Genomic DNA, 18689 nt, shown 5'->3' with positions numbered 1-18689 from the left:
GGGTCTAACCGGCCCGCCAGCTTGGCACCATGCGAATCGGCCAAGCTCTTTTCGGGCCATCCTCCGGAGAGAGACTTTGCAGAGCAGCGCCGGCGCGCGCGCATTCCAGAACGCGCGATTGCAAAAGAAATTGAAGAAGCAGGCGGACGCACTCATGTCCGCCGCGGTTCAGGCACTCGGCCAAGGCAGATACGCGGAGGTCGAGACACTCTGCCGCCGGATTTTGACGGAGGTTCCGGATCATTTCGACGCCGCGCACTTGCTCGGTCTGCGCGCGTATGATGGCGGGCGGCTCGATGAGGCGCAACAACTGCTCGAGCGCGCGACCGTGCTCGATCCGCGTTCGCCCGATGCCCATGGTAATCTCGGGGCGGTGTATTTCACCCTCCAGAAGTTTCAGGAGGCTCGCGCATGCCAGGAGAAGGCCGTTGCGCTGAAGCCGAATTCTCCGATCGCCTTGACCAATCTCGGCAATACGCTGCTGCACATGGGCCTCGCCGAGCAGGCTATCGAGCTGCACGATCGCGCTATCAGGCTGAAGCCGGACTATGCCGATGCATTTTGCAATCGGGGCATGGCGGAGCTGATCGAAGGCCAGTCCCAGCGCGCCAAGGAGAGTTTCGATCGCGCCCTCGCGTTTCAACCGCGTCACGCGGAAGCGATCGCAGGCAGGGGCATGGTATGCATCGAGCTCCGGCACTACGAAGAGGCGGCCGCGGCGATCGCGGCAGGGCTCGCGATCAAGCCGGATTCGCCGAAGATTCTGGCGCAGCGCGGACGGCTCAATCTCGATCTGTTGCGGCTGGAGCAGGCGCTCGCGGACTTTGATGCGGCGCTGGCTCTTTCGCCGAGGCTCGAAGTGGCCTTGCAGGGAAAGGCGCAAGTCAACCTTGTCAAGGGCAACACGGCCGAGGCGATTGCGGCCGTCGAGACCTTGCTGGAGGAAAATCCGCGGTCCGACATCGGAATTGCGCTCCTGGCTTCCTGCTATGCGAGCCAGGGAGGCATCGCGACGGCGCTCGAACATCTCGACGCCGGGCTGGCAATGGCGCCTGATTATGCGGACTTGATCGGGCGCAAGATATTCTTCCTGGACTATCTCCCGGAGGCCGATTTTTCGGTTCAGCAGGCTGCGCGAAAACAATGGTGGGACGCGATCGGCGCCAAATTGGCGCAAAGGGCGTTGGCGCCCCGCACGCTTGATCCGGACAAGCGGATTTTGATCGGATATGTCGCTTCCGAATTGAGGAACCACTCGGCAGCGTTCGCTCTGTTGCCGGTGCTGCGCCATCATGATCATGCCAGGTTCGAGATCGTCTGCTATTCGTGCTCGCCGGTAAGAGATGAGATGACCGCCGCATTCAGGTCCTCGGCGGACGTCTGGGTCGACGCCTGGCAGATGTCGGACGACGAACTGGCCGATCGCATTCAGGCCGACAAGGTCGATATCCTGATCGACGTATCCGGGCACACGACCGGCAACAGGCTCCATGTCTTCGCCCGCAAGCCGGCCCCGATCCAGGTCTCGGGGTTTGGTCACGCCACGGGCACGGGCCTTCAGACCATGGACTACGTGCTCGCGGATCCCGTCTTCATTCCGCAATCGGCGCGCCATCTGCTGGCTGAAAAGGTCTACGACCTGCCGTGCCTGATCACGATCGATCCCATTTTGGATCTACCTGCATCGGAGCCGCCCATGCTCCGCAACGGCCATGTCACCTTCGGCGTGTTCAACCGCATCTACAAGATCTCGGACGAGGCCATCCGGGTGTGGTCGAAATTGATGCGCGAAGTGACCGGTTCGAAGATCATCGTCAAACATACCCTGCTTGACGATCCCATGTTGCGCGACAATTTGGTCGCGCGGTTCGTGGCACAGGGCGTTGCCGAGGAGAATGTCACCTGCCTGGGCTCGTCGCCGCGCCCCGAGCACCTGCGGGCCTTTGCGAACGTCGACATATCGCTCGACACGTTCCCGCAAAATGGCGGCGTCAGCACCTGGGAATCGCTCTATGCCGGCGTTCCGGTCGTGGCCAAGCTCGGCAACGGCGCCTCGTCGCGTGCCGGTGGTTCGATCGTGGCTGCGGTCGGTCTCGACGACTGGATCGCGCAGGACGACGAGGGCTATGCCGCGATCGCCTGCAAATATGCGGCGCAGCCGGCGTATCTGGCGAGGTTGCGCAGCGGCTTGCCGGCCCGAATCGCAGCGTCCCCCGCCGGCAATGTCGAAATCTACACGCGCGAGGTCGAAGCGGGCTATCGCCAGTTCTGGCGCGACTACTGTGCCGCGGCTGTCGAAGGCAGCGAGGTTGCGTAGGGGACCGGCAGCGCCGGGCCGCTGAGCCCCGGGAAATCCCGGGGGTGTCACCGTGCCAGCTGACCGGCAGGTCGGGCTTGCGAATCAGTTAGACTCTGCCCCGGGCCATCTTCCGGAGAGACACCTTGCAGAGCAGCGGCGGCGCGCGCGCATTCCAGAACGCGCGATTGCAGAAGAAATTGATGAAGCAGGCGGACGCCGTCCTCTCCGCCGCGGCTACCGCCTATGGCCAGGGCCGATATGCTGAGACTGAAGCACTCTGCCGGGAGATCCTTAAAGCGCTGCCCGATCATGTCGACGCTCTGCACCTGCTCGGCATGTGCGCGCATGACGGCCGGCGCCTGGAGGAGGCGCAACAGCTGCTCAAGCGCGTGATTGTGCTCGATCCGCGCCTGCACGATGCCCATAACAACCTCGCGACCGTGCATTTCGATCTCGGCAATTACGAGGAGGCGCGGCGGTGCCAGGAGAGGGCCATCGCGCTAAAGCCGAATTTTGCGGTCGCGCTGACCAACCTCGGCAACACGCTGATGCATCTGGGGCAGTACGAACAGGCGCTCGAGCTGCATGAGCGCGCCATCAAGATCAAGCCGGATTATGCCGACGCGTTCTGCAATCGCGGTATGGTCGAGATTGTGCTTGGACAGATCATGCGCGCCAAGGAAAGCTTCGACCGCGCCCTGCTGTTTCAGCCCCGTCACGCCGAGGCTATCGTCGGCAGCGGCATGGTCAGCATGGAGCTGCGGCACCACGACGAGGCGGCCGCCAAATTTGCCATGGCGCTGGCGATCAAGCCCGGCTCGCCGAGGATCGTGGCCCAACGCGGGCGGCTCAGTTACGAGTTGCAGCGCCTGGAGCCCGCGCTTGCGGATTTCGAGGCGGCGCTTGCGATCTCGCCCAAGCTCGAGCTGGCGCTACGCGGCAAGGCCCAGGCCTGCCTCGTCATTGGAAAGACCGCGCAGGCGATGGCAGCCGCAACGGCCCTGATCGAGCAAAATCCGCGCTCCGAGGTGGGGCTGGCGCTGATGGGCTTCTCTTATTCGAACCAGGGGGACATGGACGCAGCGATCGAGTATCTCGATCGCGCGCTGGCAGTCCGGCCGGACTATGGGGATGCGATCAGAGGAAAGATCTTCCTGGAGGACTACCGCGCCGAGGCCGATTTCGTGGTCCAGCAGGCGGTGCGAAAATCCTGGTGGGACCAGATCGGCTCCAAGCAGCCGCGAAGGGAGTTGCCGAAGCGGCCGCTGGACCCGGAAAAGCGGATCGTGGTCGGCTATGTCGCTGCCGAATTCCGGCAGCACTCCGCGGGGCTCACGCTGCTGCCAGTGCTGCGCCATCATGATCACACTAAATTTGAAATCATCTGCTACTACTCATGGCCGGGCGCGGACGAGTACACCGCCATGTTCAAATCATTGGCCGACGTCTGGGTCGATGCCTGGGGGCTTTCGGACGACGAACTCGCCGATCGTATCCAAGCCGACAATGTCGACATCCTGATCGACGTTTCGGGCCACACGACCGGTAACAGGCTGCAGTGTTTTGCGCGTAAGCCGGCCCCGATCCAGGCCACTGGCTTCGGACACGCGACGGGCACAGGCATGCCGATTATGGACTACGTGCTCGCGGATCCCATTTTCATTCCGCCGTCGGTTCGGAATCTGTTTGCCGAGAAAATCTACGATCTGCCGTGTCTGATCACCATGGAGCCTGTCTCGGATCTGGCGCCTTCGGAGCTGCCGATGCTCCGCAACGGCTACGTCACCTTCGGCGTGTTCAACCGCATCTACAAAATATCGGATGATGCGATCCGTGTGTGGTCGCGCATCATGCGGGAGCTGCCGGGATCGAAGATCGTCCTCAAGCATGGTCTGCTCGATGATCCCCTGCTGCGCGCTAGCCTGGTCGCGCGCTTCCTGGCGCAGGGCGTTACCGAGGAGAACATCACCTGCCTCGGCACCACCTCGCGCGACGACCATCTGGTGGCTTTCGCCCAGGTCGATATGTCCCTCGACACGTTCCCGCAAAATGGCGGCATCAGCACCTGGGAATCTCTCTACAAGGGCGTTCCCGTCGTGGCCAAGCTCGGCATCGGGGCCTCCTCGCGTGCCGGCGCCTCTATCGTGACTGCCGTCGGCCTCGGCGACTGGGTGGCCGAGGATGACGATGGTTATGTCGAGATCGCTCGCAGGTTTGCGTCGCAGCCCGATTATCTGGCGAAATTGCGCGCGGATTTGCCCGCCCGGATCGCGGCTTCGCCCGCCGGAAATGTCGAGACCTACACGCGGGAGCTCGAGGCGGGTTACCGAAAGTTCTGGCGCGACTATTGTGCCGCCGCCGCGGATAACGCTGACGTTGCGTAGGCGAGGCCCGGGTTGGGCACCGGCATCTTCCGGGGGATTGCCGGGCCGCCTAAACCGGCGGCTCTGGCCGCGAATCAGCTAGAATCGTCTCGGACATCCTCCGGAGAGAATCCTTGCAGAGCAGCGGCGCCGGCGCGCGCGCGTTCCAGAACGCGCGATTGCAGAAGAAATTGAAGAAGCAGGCGGACGCGATCATTTCGACCGCGAATGCGGCCTATGGCCAGGGCCGGTATGCGGAGACCGAGGCGCTCTGCCGCCAGATCCTGAATGAACTTCCGGAGCATTTCGGCGCCTTGCACCTGCTTGGCTTGGGCGCGTTCGCGAGCCGACACTTCGAGGCAGCGAAACAGGCCCTCAAATATGCCGTGACGGTCGACCCACGCTCGGCACAGGCTTTTTCCGATTTGGGAGCCACGCATTTCGCACTTGGGGAATATGAGGACGCGCGTACGTCCCTGGAGAGAGCCATCGCGTTGAAGCCCAGCTTACCGATGGCCTTGGCCAATCTCGGAAATACCTTGTTGCATCTAAACCGTGTCGAGCAGGCTATCGAAATGTACGATCGCGCGATCGGGCTGAAGCCCGATCATGCCGATGCGCTTTGCAATCGCGGCCTGGCAGAGCTCGCGCTGCGCCAGCTTGATCGCGCCAAACAGAGCTTCGAGCGCGCACTGTTGTTTCAGCCGCGAAACGTCGAGGCGCTCGTCGGCAAAGGTTTGGTCAATATCGAGCTCAAAAACTTCGACGAGGCCAAAGGCGCGCTGGAGGCGGCGCTCGCGATCAGGCCAGGCTCGGCGAAAATCCTGGCGAACCGTGGACGGCTCAATCTTGAGACGTCGAGGTTGGAACAGGCGGCGGCGGATTTCGACGCGGCCCTTGCGCTTGCGCCCAAGCTCGAGGTGGCCTTGCAGGGGAAGGCACAAGTCGCGCTCGCCATGGGAAACACGGCGCAAGCGATTTTAGCCTGCACCATGTTGCTGGAGGAATATCCACGCTCAGCGATCGCGATGGCGCTGCTGAGCGCTTGTTTTGCAAATCAGGGAGAGATCGCGTCGGCGATCGAGCTTCTCGATGCGGCGCTGGCCATTGTGCCGGATGCATCCTTGATCGGCCGGAAGATCTTCTTCCTCGACTATCTCTCCGAGGCCGATTTCGCGGTTCAGCAGGCCGCACGAAAGCAGTGGTGGGACGCGATCGGCTCGAAGTTGCCGCGAAGGACTCTTGCCCCCCGGCAGCTTGATCCCGACAGGCGGATCGTGGTCGGCTATGTTGCTGCCGAGTTTTGGCATCACTCGGCGGCGTTCGCTCTGTTGCCGGTGCTGCGCCATCATGATCACGCCAGGTTTGAGATCGTCTGCTATTCGTGCTCGCCGGTAAGAGATGAGATGACCGCCGCATTTAGGTCCTCGGCGGATGTCTGGGTCGACGCCTGGCAGATGTCGGATGACGAGTTGGCCGATCGCATCCAGGCCGACAAGGTCGATATCCTGATCGACGTATCCGGGCACACGACCGGCAACAGGCTCCATGTCTTCGCCCGCAAGCCGGCCCCGATCCAAGTCTCCGGGTTTGGTCACGCCACGGGCACGGGCCTTCAGACCATGGACTACGTGCTCGCGGATCCGGTCTTCATTCCGCAATCGGCGCGCCATCTGCTGGCTGAAAAGGTCTACGACCTGCCGTGCCTGATCACGATCGATCCCATTTTGGATCTACCTGCATCGGAGCCGCCCATGCTCCGCAACGGCCATGTCACCTTCGGCGTGTTCAACCGCATCTACAAGATCTCAGACGAGGCCATCGAGGTGTGGTCGAAAGTGATGCGCGAGGTGACGGGTTCGAAGATCATCATCAAGCATACTCTGCTTGACGATCCCATACTGCGCGACAATTTGGTCGCGCGGTTCGTGGCACAGGGCGTTGCCGAGGAGAATGTCACCTGCCTGGGCTCGTCGCCGCGCCCCGAGCACCTGCGGGCGTTTGCGAACGTCGATATATCGCTCGATACATTCCCGCAAAACGGCGGCGTCAGCACCTGGGAATCGCTCTATGCGGGCGTTCCGGTCGTGGCCAAGCTTGGCAACGGCGCCTCGTCGCGTGCCGGTGGTTCGATCGTGGCTGCGGTCGGTCTCGACGACTGGGTCGCGCAGGACGACGAGGGCTATGCCGCGATCGCCTGCAAATATGCGGCGCAGCCGGCGTATCTGGCGAGGTTGCGCAGCGACTTGCCGGCCCGGATCGCAGCGTCCCCCGCCGGCAATGTCGAAATCTACACGCGCAAGGTCGAAGCGGGCTATCGCCAGTTCTGGCGCGACTATTGTGCCGCGGCTGTCGAAGGCAGCGGGGGCGCCTGACCGTGCCGGGTGGGGCGAGCCTCGAATTGCGCCGGCCACCTTAGTCCTCCGGAAACCATGCGGCGCTCCGCGACCGTGCCGGTTCATGGCTCCGAAAGCTATCTCTGGGCATGTGGCGCCAAAAGGGTGCGCCAATGCTCGGTTTCGTCTTCGGCTTGAACGCCCGGCTCGGGCGATTGCATTTCTTCCTCGCGACGGTCGCGCTTGCGATCGTGATGACGGCGATCTGCTTTGCAATCGCAATGGCCGTGCTGAACAACACCTCGCCCGGCGCGATCCGACCCGAAGACCTCACCAAGAGCTGGGCGATGATCGCCGCGATCGTGTTCTTCGGAGTTGCGACCCTCACGCTGCAATCGATGCGCATCCGCGACATCGGCTGGGATCCGGTCTGCGTGGTGCCTGCCTGGTTCGCGCTCATGATCGTCGACCATGTCGTCGCGGGCCGGTTTCCGGCCTGGGCGATCGGGGAGGAGCACCAGGCAACGGCGGTCGGCGCGCTCGTCAACCTCGCGCTGATGCTCGCGCTCATGTTCTGGCCGAGCGGCGACAGCGAGGGCTCCTACGGCGCTCCCCTCCCGCCGCGCACACGCGCGAACAAGCCTTCGCTATCGAACGAGCGCCTCGCGCGGGTGTCGCAGGGATCGTCTCGCTCGAACTGGAGCTAGACGGCCGGCTTCCGGAACGTTCTAGACGAACGGCAGCTTGATGTTGCTGCGCTTCTCCAGCCATTCAGGCACAGGAAGGCTCTTGGCGCGCATGAAGTCCGCATTGAACAGCTTCGACTGGTAACGGCTGCCGGAATCGCAAAGCACGGTGACGATCGTCTTGCCGGGCCCGAGCTGTTTTGCGAGACGCATCGCGCCGGCAACGTTGATGCCGGTCGAGCCGCCGAGGCACAGGCCTTCGTGCTGGAGCAGTTCGTAGATCACCGTGACTGCTTCCGCATCGGGAATGAGATAGGCGTCATCGACCTTTGCACTCTCGACGATTGCGGTCGCCCGGTTGAGGCCGATGCCCTCGGTGATCGAGCCGCCCGGCGTCGCCTTGGCATCGCCCGTTCTGAAATATTCATACATGCCGGCGCCGTGCGGGTCGGCGCAGGCGATCCTGACGTCCTTGCTCTTCTCTTTCAGGAAGCGGCTGGTGCCGGCCAGCGTGCCGCCGCTGCCGACGGAGCAGACGAAGCCGTCGATCTTGCCGCCGGTCTGCTCCCAGATCTCGGGACCTGTGGACTCGTAATGCGCCTTCGCATTGTCGAGGTTGTTCCACTGGTCGGCGAACAGCACGCCGTTCGGCTCCGTCTTGCGCAGCTCGTCGGCAAGACGGCGGCCGACATGCTGGTAATTGTTCGGATTGGAATAGGGCAGGGCCGGCGATTCCAGCAGCTCGGCGCCGCACAGCTTCAGAAAATCCTTCTTCTCCTGGCTCTGCGTCTCCGGGATCACGATCAGCGTGCGGTAGCCGCGGGCGCTGGCCACGACCGCAAGACCGATGCCGGTATTGCCGGCGGTCGATTCCACGACGAGACCGCCGGGCTTGAGCTGGCCGCGCTTCTCGGCCTCGAGGATCATCCATTTGCCGGCGCGATCCTTCACCGACTGGCCGGGATTCATGAATTCGGCCTTGCCCAGGATGGTGCAGCCGGTCAGTTCGGAAGCGCGCTTGAGCTTGATCAGCGGGGTGTTGCCGATGGCTTCGACAACGTCGTTTTTGATGGTCATGTCAGGGGAAATCACTGGCAAGGGGTTGATTAGGTTGGCCAGAACCTAGTGCTTGAAATGCCAAAGGGGAAGGCTTTTGCGCTGCGGCGAAACCCGCGAAAATCCCCGTAAGCAGTGAAAATTTGGAAGGAGAGATCGCCGCTGCTGCTGTGCTACGCCGCGGGATATCGGTAGGAGGATGTGGCCGGCTTCTGCCAAAACATGGAAGATAAGGGTCGTCGCCAGCGCACCCTCCATTGGATGTCAGCCGTCGCCGTCGAAGAGTGCGGATAGTACGCGGGAGGCGGTCAAGATATCGGCACGACGAACGCTTATTCGTTTTCCGATAATGGACAACCTCGCGAAAGTGGCCAGGCCCGGTTTCGCGGCCGGACTGAAGCCGCATCGCGAGCGGTGCAGGCGGATTGGAGGGGGTTGGCGTCGGTGTGGCGGCAGTATCACATGAAATCTTGGTAAGCTCGAACGCACTCAGGAACGGCCCTGAAATTCAAGAAACACCTGCAGGACAGCACCCTTTTGTATTTTCTCAGCTCTAAGATCGTCGCGCTTTGGGGGGCACATCGCAACTGCGGGACTGTCCCGCGGTTCCGCGTCCGGCTAGTATGAGGCGCACAATTTCGCCGAAAGCATCACTTGTGAACGAGTTGTCCAAAGCCCCCCGACGACCGCGCTGCGAATCGGCTAATCCGGCCGCGCGGCGGCGGTTCGATCTGCCCGGCGGGGGGTGGATGTGACACAACGTGTTCCGGCGATCGCCGTGCGGCGGTCACCAGGCGCGACGTCCCGGACGCGACGTGCGGCGCGCTGGCTTGCGGTCGCTTGCCTCGCCGCCGGTTCGGGCGCCTGCGTGCTGACGCAGGATCTTCCTGATCCCGCGCTCGACGTTCCCACGCAATACAAATATGCCGGGAAGGCCGATGCGCCGCCGTCGCTGGATTGGTGGCGCAGCTTCCGCTCCGCGGAGCTGACACAGCTGATGGAAGAGGCGCACACCGTCAACCTCGACATCGCCGCCGCCGTTTCGCGCATCGTCGAGGCCGACGCTCAGGCGCGGCAGGCGGGTGCGGCGCTGCTGCCGAGCCTGTCCGGCACCGGGCAGGAGGCCTATTCGCGCACCTCCGGTTCCTCCGCCTCGGGGCTAACCAATGGCGGCCGTGAGGTCGTCAACTACCAGGCTTCGCTGAGCGCGAGCTACCAGCTCGATTTCTGGGGCCAAAATCGCGACGCCCTGCAAACGGCGGAAGAGACGGCAAATGCCAACCGCTTCGATCGCGACGTCGTTGCGCTGACCACGCTTGCAGGCGTCGCTAACGCCTATTTCCAGGTGCTGGCCTCGCAGGATCGCATCAGGACCTCACAGCGCAACATCGCGAGCGCGCAACGCATCCTCGATGCCGTCAGGGAACGGCGCAAGGCCGGCACCGGCACCGACCTCGACGTCGCCCAGCAGGAGAGCGTGCTCGCAAACCAGAAGGCACTGGTGCCGCCGCTGCGCCAGACGCTCGACCAGAACGTCAATGCGCTTGCAGTCCTGGTGTCGCGGCCGCCGGAGAGCGTGCGCGTGCTCGGCGGCTCGCTGAACCGGATCGCGATTCCGCGCGTGACGCCGGGACTGCCGTCGGAGCTCCTGACGCAACGGCCCGACATCCGCAGGCAGGAGGCCCAGCTCGCCTCCGCGACAGCGAACGTCGGCAATGCCCGCGCGCAGTTCTTTCCGACCATCCAGCTCACCGGCAATGGCGGCTATCAAAGCTCGGCCCTGGTCTCGCTGTTCCAGCCGCATGCGGCGTTCTTCCAGCTCGTCGGCAGCGCGACGCAGCCGATCTTCGACGGCGGCAAGATCCTCGGCAATTTCGAGTTTGCCAAGGCGCGGCAGGACGAATTGCTCCAGACCTACCGCAAGACCATCATCCAGTCCTTTGCCGACGTCGACAACGCGCTGTTCTCGATCAAGCAGACCACGATCAGGCTGCAATTGCAGCGTGACGTCCTCAACGCCTCCCGCCGCGCATTCGATCTCTCCGAGCAGCAATTGCGCGCCGGTACCGCCGATATCGTCACCGTGCTCAATACGCAACTGACCCTGTTCCAGGCGGAAGACGCGCTGTCACAGGCGCAACTTGCCCGCCTTCTTGCTATCGTCAGCCTGTATCAGGCGCTCGGCGGCGGCTGGGAGCCGAGGATGGAGAAACCGGTCAATGCTCTTTAAGCCGGATACGAAGCAAGGCGCGAAGGAGGGAACGGCAAAGAAGTCGCGCGGGCGCGGCTTCGTCATGACCCTGATCACGCTGGCGATCCTCGGCGGGCTCGGCTACTACGGCTGGACCATCTGGCACCAGCAGCCGCAGCAGGCGAACGGCCGCAATCAGCGGCCGGATCTGCCGGTGCCGGTGCTGGCGGCGACGCCCCGCATCCAGGACGTTCCCGTCTACCTCGACGGCGTCGGCGCGATCCGCGCACTCAACACCGTGACCGTCCGCTCGCAGGTCGACGGCAAGCTGATCGCGGTCAATTTCACCGAGGGACAGGACGTCAAGAAAGGCGACGTGGTCGGCGAGATCGACCCGGCGCTCTACCAGGCGACGTACGATCAGGCCGTCGCCAAGAAGGCGCAGGACCAGGCCCAGCTCGCCAACCAGCGTATCGACCTTACGCGCTACGAGCAGTTAGCTGCCTCCAATGCCGGATCCAAGCAGCAGGCCGACACCCAACGCGCGCTGGTCGCGCAGACCGAGGCGTTGGTCAAGGCCGACCAGGCCGCGATCGACAATGCAGCGGCGACGCTGAGCTACACCAAGATCGTGGCGCCGATCTCGGGCCGCGCCGGCCTGCGCCAGGTCGATCAAGGCAACATCATCCATGCCTCGGACACCACGGGTCTCGTGGTGATCACGCAATTGCAGCCGATGGCGGTGTGGTTCAGCCTGCCGCAGCAGCAGATCATGCGCGTCAACGCCGCGGCATCGAAGGGCACGCTCGCGGTCGACGTGTTCGGCAATGACGGCCTCACCGTGATCGACACCGGCAAGCTCACCGGCATCGACAACCAGGTCGACCAGACCACGGGAACGCTCAGGCTCAAGGCCGAATTTCCCAACGCCAATTACCAGCTCTGGCCGGGCCAGTTCGTCAATGTCCGCCTCAAGGTCGAGACCCTGACCCAGGCACTGGTGGTGCCGACCTCGGCCGTGCAGCGCGGACCGATCGGCACCTTCAGCTATGTCATCGGCGAGGATAACATCGTCTCGGCCAAGCCGGTGACGGTGACGCAGCAGAACGAGCATGACGCCGTCATCGCCAGTGGCCTGTCGGCGACCGACAAGGTCGTCACGACGGGCTTTGCCAATCTGTCCGACGGCTCCAAGGTGGTCATCGGGCGCGACGATCAGACCCCGTCGGCCGATCTCGCGCCGCGCAAGCGCTCGCGCGGGCCGGATGGTCAAAAGAAGGACGGCGCAAAAGACGGCCAGAAGGACGGACAAGACAAGGACGGCGAGTTCCGCGCCAAGCGCAAGAGCAGCGAAGGCGACCAGAAGGGCCAGACCGGACCGGCACCAGGGCCTCCGTCAAGTCCGGGTGCATCGGGAAGTGGAGCTAAGCAGCCATGATCCCGACAACAGCCGCCTGAGCGGCAGGCGCATCCCATGGGCGTCTCCGAACCCTTCATCCGCCGTCCGATCGCGACCTCATTGCTCGGCATCGCGCTTCTGATTGGCGGGCTGCTCGGCTATTTCGCGCTGCCGGTGTCCGCGCTGCCGCAGGTCGATTTCCCGACCGTGCAGGTGACGACGCAATTGCCCGGCGCGAGCCCCGACGTGATCGCCTCGCTGATCACCGCGCCCTTGGAGCGGCAGCTCGGCCAGATCCCGTCGCTGTCGGCGATGAACTCGACGAGCTCGTTCGGCGTCAGCCAGATCTCGCTGCAGTTCGATCTCAACCGCGACATCGACGGTGCCACCCAGGACGTCCAGGCTGCGATCAACGCGGCGGCCGGCGTGCTGCCCAAGACGCTGCCTTATCCGCCGACCTACGCCAAGGTGAACCCGGCCGATGCGCCGGTGATGACGTTGGCGCTGCGCTCCGACACAATCTCGTTGCGGGCGATGAGCGACATCGCCGATACGCTTCTGGCGCAGCGGCTGAGCCAGATTTCCGGCGTCGGGCGCGTCTCTGTGCTCGGCGGACTGAAGCCAGCCGTCCGCATCCAGGCGGATCTCGCGCGGCTCGCCGCCTATGGCATAGCCATGGAAGACCTGCGCACCGCGATCGCCAGTGCCAACGTCTCCGGGCCGAAAGGCTCGCTCGACGGCGCGCAGCAATCCTACATCATCGCCGCCAACGACCAGATCGCCGCCGCCGACGCCTACAAGCCTGTCATCATCGCCTACCGCAACGGCTCGCCGGTCACGATCGCCGACGTCGCCCAGATCGTCGATGGGCTCGAGAACGACCGCACCGGCGGCTGGTACCAGGGCTCGCCCGCCGTCATCATCGACATCCAGCGTCAGCCCGGCGCCAATGTGATCGACGTCGTCAGCCAGATCCGGGCGGAAATCCCAAAGGTCCAGCGCGCTATTCCGGCCGGCGTGAACCTCACCATCGTCTCCGACCGCACCGTCACCATCCGTGCCTCGGTGCGCGACGTGCAGTTCACGCTGATCCTCAGCGTCGTGCTGGTGACGCTGGTGGTGCTGCTGTTCCTGCGTTCGCTACGCGCCACGCTGATCGCCGGCGTGGCGCTGCCGCTGTCGCTGATCACGAGCTTCGGCATCATGTATTTTGCCGGCTTCAGCCTCGACAATCTGTCGCTGATGGCGCTCACCATCGGCACCGGCTTCGTCGTGGACGACGCCATCGTGATGATCGAGAACATCGTCCGCCACATGGAAAACGGCGACAGCGCGATGGAGGCTTCGCTGAAGGGCGCCAGCGAGATCGGCTTCACCGTGATTTCGCTGACGGTATCGCTGATTGCGGTGTTCATCCCGCTGTTGTTCATGTCGGGCCTTGTGGGCCGCATGTTCCGCGAATTCGCGCTGACCCTGACGATCGCGGTCGTGACCTCCGCCGTGGTGTCGCTGACGCTGACGCCGATGATGTGCTCGCGCCTGCTGAAGCATGCCCATGAAGAGCTGGCAGTGCCGGGTCTTGCCGCGGTCAGCCGCTTCATCGACCGCACCGTCGGGTTCTATCACCGCACGCTGCTCTGGGTGCTGGAGCGCCAGCGCGCGACACTGGTCGTGACTTTCGCCACGCTGATCGCGACCCTGGCGCTCTATGTCGTCGCGCCAAAGGGCTTCCTGCCGCTGCAGGACACCGCCTCGATCACGGCGGTGACCGAAGCCGGTCCCGACGTCTCGTTTGCGGAGATGCAGAAGCGGCAGGCCGAGGCGGCCGACGCCATCAAGGCCGACCCCGATGTGACCGGCGTGGTCTCGGTGATCGGTGCAGGCTCGGTCAATCCGACCACCAATGTCGGCCGTCTTGTCATGACGCTGAAACCTCGCGGCGAGCGGCGCGACGATGTCAGCGTCGTCATCACCCGCCTGAAGGGGCGGGTGGCCGCCATCCCCGGCATGACCGTCTATTTCCAGCCGGTGCAGGACGTGCAGATCTCGACCCAGTCGAGCCGTTCGCAATACCAGTACACGCTGACCGGCACCGACGCCGCTTTGGTGTCGGAATGGGCGCGCAAGCTGGTTGCCGAAATGCGGCGCGATCCGCTGTTCCGCGACGTCTCCTCGGAAGCGCAGGAAGGCGGTCTGCGGGCGCAGCTCACGGTCGACCGCACCCGCGCCGGCCAGCTCGGCGTCAGCCTCCAGGGCATCACCGACACGCTCAACGACGCCTTCGCGCAGCGCCAGATCTCGACCATCTACGGCCAGGCCAACCAGTACCGCGTGGTGCTGGAAGCGCTGCCGATGTACCAGCGCGATCCCTCGATCCTGTCGAAGCTTTATCTGCCGGGCGCGGCGAGCGCGACCGCCGGTGCGCCCAACGCGCAGGTGCCGCTCTCCGCCGTGGCGACGCTGACGCGCACCACCGCGCCGCTCGCGATTTCGCACCAGGCGCAATTCCCGTCGATCTCGCTCAGCTTCAACCTCGCGCCGGGCGCGGCGCTTGGCGATGCCGTCGAGGCCGTGAAGACCATCGAGACCCGGATCGAGATGCCCAACAGCATCGTCGGCGTCTATGCCGGCGACGCCGCCGAATTCGCCAAGGCACTCGCCGGCCAGCCCTGGCTGCTGCTGGCCGCGGTGATCACGATCTATATCGTGCTCGGCGTGCTCTACGAGAGCTACATCCATCCGATCACGATCCTCTCGACGCTGCCGTCCGCCGGCGTCGGCGCGATCCTGGCGCTGATGCTGTGCGGGCAGGATCTCTCGGTGATCGGGCTGATCGGCATCATCCTGTTGATGGGCATCGTCAAGAAGAACGCGATCATGATGATCGACTTCGCGCTCGAGGCCGAGCGCGGGCAGGGGATGTCGCCGAACGAGGCGATCGTACAGGCTTGTCTGCTGCGCTTCCGTCCGATCATGATGACGACGCTGGCCGCCCTGTTCGGTGCGCTGCCGCTGGCGATCGAGAGCGGCACCGGCGCCGAGCTGCGCTTCCCACTCGGCATCTCCATTATCGGCGGCCTGCTGCTCAGCCAATTGCTCACGCTCTACACCACGCCGGTGATCTATCTCGCCCTCGACCGCATCAACCGCCGCCTCGAGCAGGCGCTGCCGCCGGCCGAATCCGGCGGTCCGCCCGTCGCGGGCGCGACCGAGGGGATGCAGTGATGGCATCGATCTCGGAGCCCTTCATCCGCCGCCCGGTCGCGACCACGCTGCTGTCGATCGGATTGTTCCTGCTGGGTATCGTGGCTTACGAGTTCCTCCCCGTTGCCTCGGTTCCGAACATCGATTTTCCCGCCATCTTCGTCTCGGCCAGCCGTCCTGGCGCCGACCCGTCCGTCATGGCCGCGACGGTTGCCTCGCCGCTGGAGCGGCGGCTCGGCGAGATCGCGGGCATCAACCAGATCACCTCGACTTCGTCACTCGGCACGACCAGCATCCAGCTCCAGTTCGACATCGGCCGCAACGTCGACAAAGCCGCCCGCGACGTGCAGGCGGCAATCAATGCGTCGCTGGTCGACCTGCCGAGCGATTTGCCGACGCTGCCGCGCTTCCGCAAGGCGAACACCGCAGGCGCGCCGGTCTTCGTGCTGGCGCTGACCTCGAAGACGCTGTCCGCCAGCGCGGTCTACGACGTCGCCGACACCGTGCTGGCGCAGCGCATCTCGCAGGTGCCGGGGGTGGGCAATGTGACGATCTCGGGTGCCGACCAGCCGGCGGTCAGGATTCAGCTCAATCCTGTCGCGCTGTCCAATGCCGGCATCGCCACCGACGACGTGCGAACTGCGATTATCAACGCCAACCCGCTCGGTCCGGTCGGCATCTTCAACGGCGAGCGCCAGAGCGAGACGCTGTCGCTCAACAAGCAGATGCGGACGGCGAAAGAGTTCCGCGACATCGTCATCAAGAGCGCGAAGGGCAATTTCGTCCGGCTCTCCGATGTTGCCGACATCGAGGACTCCGTCCGTAACGCCCGTTCCATCGCCTGGTTCAACAAGCAGCCGGCTGTGCTGATCCAGATCACCAAGCAGGGCGATGCCAACGTCATCGATACCGTCGACCGGGTGAAGGCGCTGATCCCCGCGCTGAAGCAGTGGATCCCGGCCGGGGTCGATATCTCCACCTTGGTCGACCGCACCAGTACGATCCGCGCCAGCGTGCTCGACATGCAGTGGACCTTGCTCGCGACTGCCATTCTCGTGATGGTCGTCGTGTTCGTATTCCTGCGACGGCTCACGCCGACGATCGCAGCCGGAATCTCGGTGCCGCTGGCGCTGGCCGGAACCTGCGCCGGCATGTGGGTCGCGGGCTTCTCGATCGACAATCTTTCGCTCATGGCGCTGGCGATCTCCGTTGGCTTCGTGGTCGACGACGCCATCGTCATGATCGAGAACATGTACCGCAATCTCGAGCACGGCATGCGCCCGCTCCAGGCGGCATTGGACGGCGCCCGGCAGATCGGCTTCACCGTCGTGTCGATCAGCCTGTCGCTGATCGCGGCCTTCACGCCGCTGATCTTCATGGATGGCGTCGTCGGCCGGCTGCTGCGCGAGTTCTCCCTGACATTGACCTTCGCCATCCTGGTCTCGACCCTGGTGTCGCTGACGGTGACGCCGATGATCTGCGCCCATTACATCCGCCAGACCACGTCTGGCACGGCGACCCTGTTCGACCGGATCATCGAGGGCTCGCTGTCGCGCATCGTCGCGTTCTACACCCGCACCTTGCGCACCGTGCTGGAATATCCGCTGCTGACGCTGCTGGTGTTCTTCGCCACCATCGGCCTAACAATTACGCTCTACATCAAGATCCCCAAGGGCTATTTCCCGACCGACGATTCCGGCTTCGTCATCGGGGCGACGCGCGCCTCGGCCGACATCTCGTTCCAGTCGATGCTGAGCCTGCAGCAGCGGCTCGCCGACATCGTGATGCAGGATCCGGCAGTGGCCGGCATCGGCTCCACCGTCGGCAGCGGCGGCGGACCGGGCGGCGCGACCTCCAATCGCGGCACCATGTTCATCAGCCTGAAGCCGCCGGAGGAGCGCGACCACGTCTCGACCCAGGTGGTGATCGACCGTCTCAGGCGGGCGTTATACCCGGTGCCCGGCATCCGCCTGTTCATGTTCGCCGCCCAGGACGTGCGCGCCGGCGGACGGCAGAGCGATTCCGACTACCAGTACACGCTGACCAGCACCGACCTCGGCCTGTTGCAAAAGTGGGCGCCGATCGTGGCCAAGCGCATGGAGAGCGTCGAAGGCATCACCGACATCTCCAGCGACCGCGATCCCGGCGGGCTTCAATTGACCCTGTCGATCGACCGCCAGAAGGCCTCGGCGCTCGGCGTTCGCGTCCAGGATATCGACAACGCGCTCAACAACGCGTTCTCGCAGCGGCAGATCGGGATCATCTACACCCAGCGCAACCAGTACATGACCGTTCTGGAGATCGACCCGAAATTCCAGGTCGACCCGTCCAACCTCGATCGCATCTATGTCGCCGGCGCGGGTGACGCGCAGGTGCCGCTGTCGGCCGTGGTGCATGCGACGCGCGGGCTCGCCGCGCTCGCGGTCTATCATTCGCAGTCGTTCCCATCGACCACGGTGTCGTTCAACCTGTTGCCGGACGTGCAGATCCAGGCCGCAACGCAGAACATCCAGCGCGCGGTCGAGGAGCTGCATATGCCGGAGGGCATTCGCGGCAGTTTTGATGGCAATGCTGGCGATTTCGCCAAGACCAGCGGCCGCCAGCCGCTCCTGATCCTCGGCGCGCTGGTGGCGATGTATATCGTGCTCGGCGTGCTCTATGAGAGCCTCGCCCATCCGCTCACGATCATCTCGACGCTACCCTCGGCGGGACTTGGCGCGCTGCTGGCCTTGCAGCTCACCAACACGCCACTGACCGTGATCGCCTTCGTTGGCATCATCCTGTTGATCGGCATCGTCAAGAAGAATGGCATCATGATGGTTGATTTCGCGCTCGATGCCGAGCGCCAGCGCGGCCTGTCGTCGGCGGAGGCGATCTTCGAGGCCTGCCAGGCGCGCTTCCGGCCGATCCTAATGACGACGATGGCGGCGCTGTTCGCCGGCATTCCGCTGGTGGTCGCGACCGGGCCCGGCACGGAACTCCGCCGTCCGCTCGGCATCACCATCATCGGCGGGCTGTTCGTCTCGCAGATCCTGACGCTCTACACCACGCCCGTGATCTACCTGCTGGTCGACCGCCTGCGCCGCCGCTCCGAACCGCGCCCGCTGGCCGCGCCGGCGGAATAGGCGGGTTGTTGAACCGCCGTGCAGAGCGTA

Annotated in this window: 9 protein-coding genes; 8 read left to right on the top strand and 1 reads right to left on the bottom strand. The window is 64.3% G+C overall.

Going from position 1 to position 18689, the window contains the following annotated elements:
• The first annotated feature begins 76 nt into the window (after nucleotides 1-76).
• The 4 genes from IVA93_RS19325 (at nucleotide 77) to IVA93_RS19310 (ending at nucleotide 7705) form a co-directional block, all read left to right on the top strand.
• Complete coding sequence (locus IVA93_RS19325) at nucleotides 77-2317, top strand: tetratricopeptide repeat protein (protein ID WP_247541572.1); 2241 nt, start codon at nucleotides 77-79, stop codon at nucleotides 2315-2317.
• A gap of 125 nt (nucleotides 2318-2442) precedes the next feature.
• Nucleotides 2443-4683 (top strand): O-linked N-acetylglucosamine transferase, SPINDLY family protein, encoded by a 2241-nt coding sequence (locus IVA93_RS19320; protein WP_247338013.1) that lies wholly within the window; start codon nucleotides 2443-2445, stop codon nucleotides 4681-4683.
• A gap of 113 nt (nucleotides 4684-4796) precedes the next feature.
• Nucleotides 4797-7037 (top strand): O-linked N-acetylglucosamine transferase, SPINDLY family protein, encoded by a 2241-nt coding sequence (locus IVA93_RS19315; RefSeq protein WP_247541573.1) that lies wholly within the window; start codon nucleotides 4797-4799, stop codon nucleotides 7035-7037.
• A 134-nt stretch (nucleotides 7038-7171) separates the two neighbouring features.
• A complete protein-coding gene (locus IVA93_RS19310) occupies nucleotides 7172-7705 on the top strand; it encodes a DUF805 domain-containing protein (RefSeq protein ID WP_018457795.1) in 534 nt (177 codons plus the stop codon).
• 21 nt (nucleotides 7706-7726) lie between these two features.
• Here the strand turns inward: IVA93_RS19310 and IVA93_RS19305 are convergent, their stop codons facing one another.
• On the bottom strand, nucleotides 7727-8761 hold the full coding sequence (locus IVA93_RS19305) for a cysteine synthase A (RefSeq protein WP_204511168.1): 1035 nt from the start codon (nucleotides 8759-8761) through the stop codon (nucleotides 7727-7729).
• Between the two features lie 724 nt (nucleotides 8762-9485).
• On the opposite strand from IVA93_RS19305, the gene IVA93_RS19300 reads away from it, so the two are divergent.
• From IVA93_RS19300 to IVA93_RS19285, 4 genes are read left to right on the top strand one after another with little or no spacing between them, the layout of a single operon-like run.
• Nucleotides 9486-10970: an efflux transporter outer membrane subunit gene (locus IVA93_RS19300; protein WP_026233443.1), complete on the top strand. Its 1485-nt coding sequence runs from the start codon at nucleotides 9486-9488 to the stop codon at nucleotides 10968-10970.
• Entirely contained in the window at nucleotides 10960-12369 is a 1410-nt protein-coding gene (locus IVA93_RS19295) for an efflux RND transporter periplasmic adaptor subunit (RefSeq protein ID WP_204511169.1), read from the top strand. Before IVA93_RS19300 ends, IVA93_RS19295 begins: the two co-directional genes overlap by 11 nt.
• A 36-nt stretch (nucleotides 12370-12405) precedes the next feature.
• Nucleotides 12406-15555 carry an efflux RND transporter permease subunit gene (locus IVA93_RS19290; RefSeq protein WP_018457799.1) on the top strand — a complete coding sequence of 1050 codons (3150 nt, stop codon included), beginning with the start codon at nucleotides 12406-12408 and terminating at the stop codon, nucleotides 15553-15555.
• Nucleotides 15555-18659 (top strand): efflux RND transporter permease subunit, encoded by a 3105-nt coding sequence (locus tag IVA93_RS19285; protein ID WP_085349830.1) that lies wholly within the window; start codon nucleotides 15555-15557, stop codon nucleotides 18657-18659. The genes IVA93_RS19290 and IVA93_RS19285 overlap by 1 nt, the downstream gene beginning before the upstream one ends.
• Nucleotides 18660-18689: the final 30 nt, after the last annotated feature.

Origin of the sequence: Bradyrhizobium sp. 155 (assembly GCF_023101105.1) — a bacterium.
Classification (GTDB): Bacteria; Pseudomonadota; Alphaproteobacteria; order Rhizobiales; family Xanthobacteraceae; genus Bradyrhizobium; species Bradyrhizobium canariense_D.
Note: the sequence above shows the minus strand (reverse complement) of the source record. Positions and strands in the feature narration are given on the sequence as shown.

Excerpts from the sequence above, each read along its gene's own strand:
- IVA93_RS19305 (WP_204511168.1), bottom strand. The coding sequence starts at position 8,761 with ATGACCATCAAAAACGACGTTGTCGAAGCCATCGGCAACACCCCGCTG.
- IVA93_RS19310 (WP_018457795.1), top strand. The coding sequence starts at position 7,172 with ATGCTCGGTTTCGTCTTCGGCTTGAACGCCCGGCTCGGGCGATTGCAT.
- IVA93_RS19295 (WP_204511169.1), top strand. The coding sequence starts at position 10,960 with ATGCTCTTTAAGCCGGATACGAAGCAAGGCGCGAAGGAGGGAACGGCA.
- IVA93_RS19290 (WP_018457799.1), top strand. The coding sequence starts at position 12,406 with ATGGGCGTCTCCGAACCCTTCATCCGCCGTCCGATCGCGACCTCATTG.
- IVA93_RS19285 (WP_085349830.1), top strand. The coding sequence starts at position 15,555 with ATGGCATCGATCTCGGAGCCCTTCATCCGCCGCCCGGTCGCGACCACG.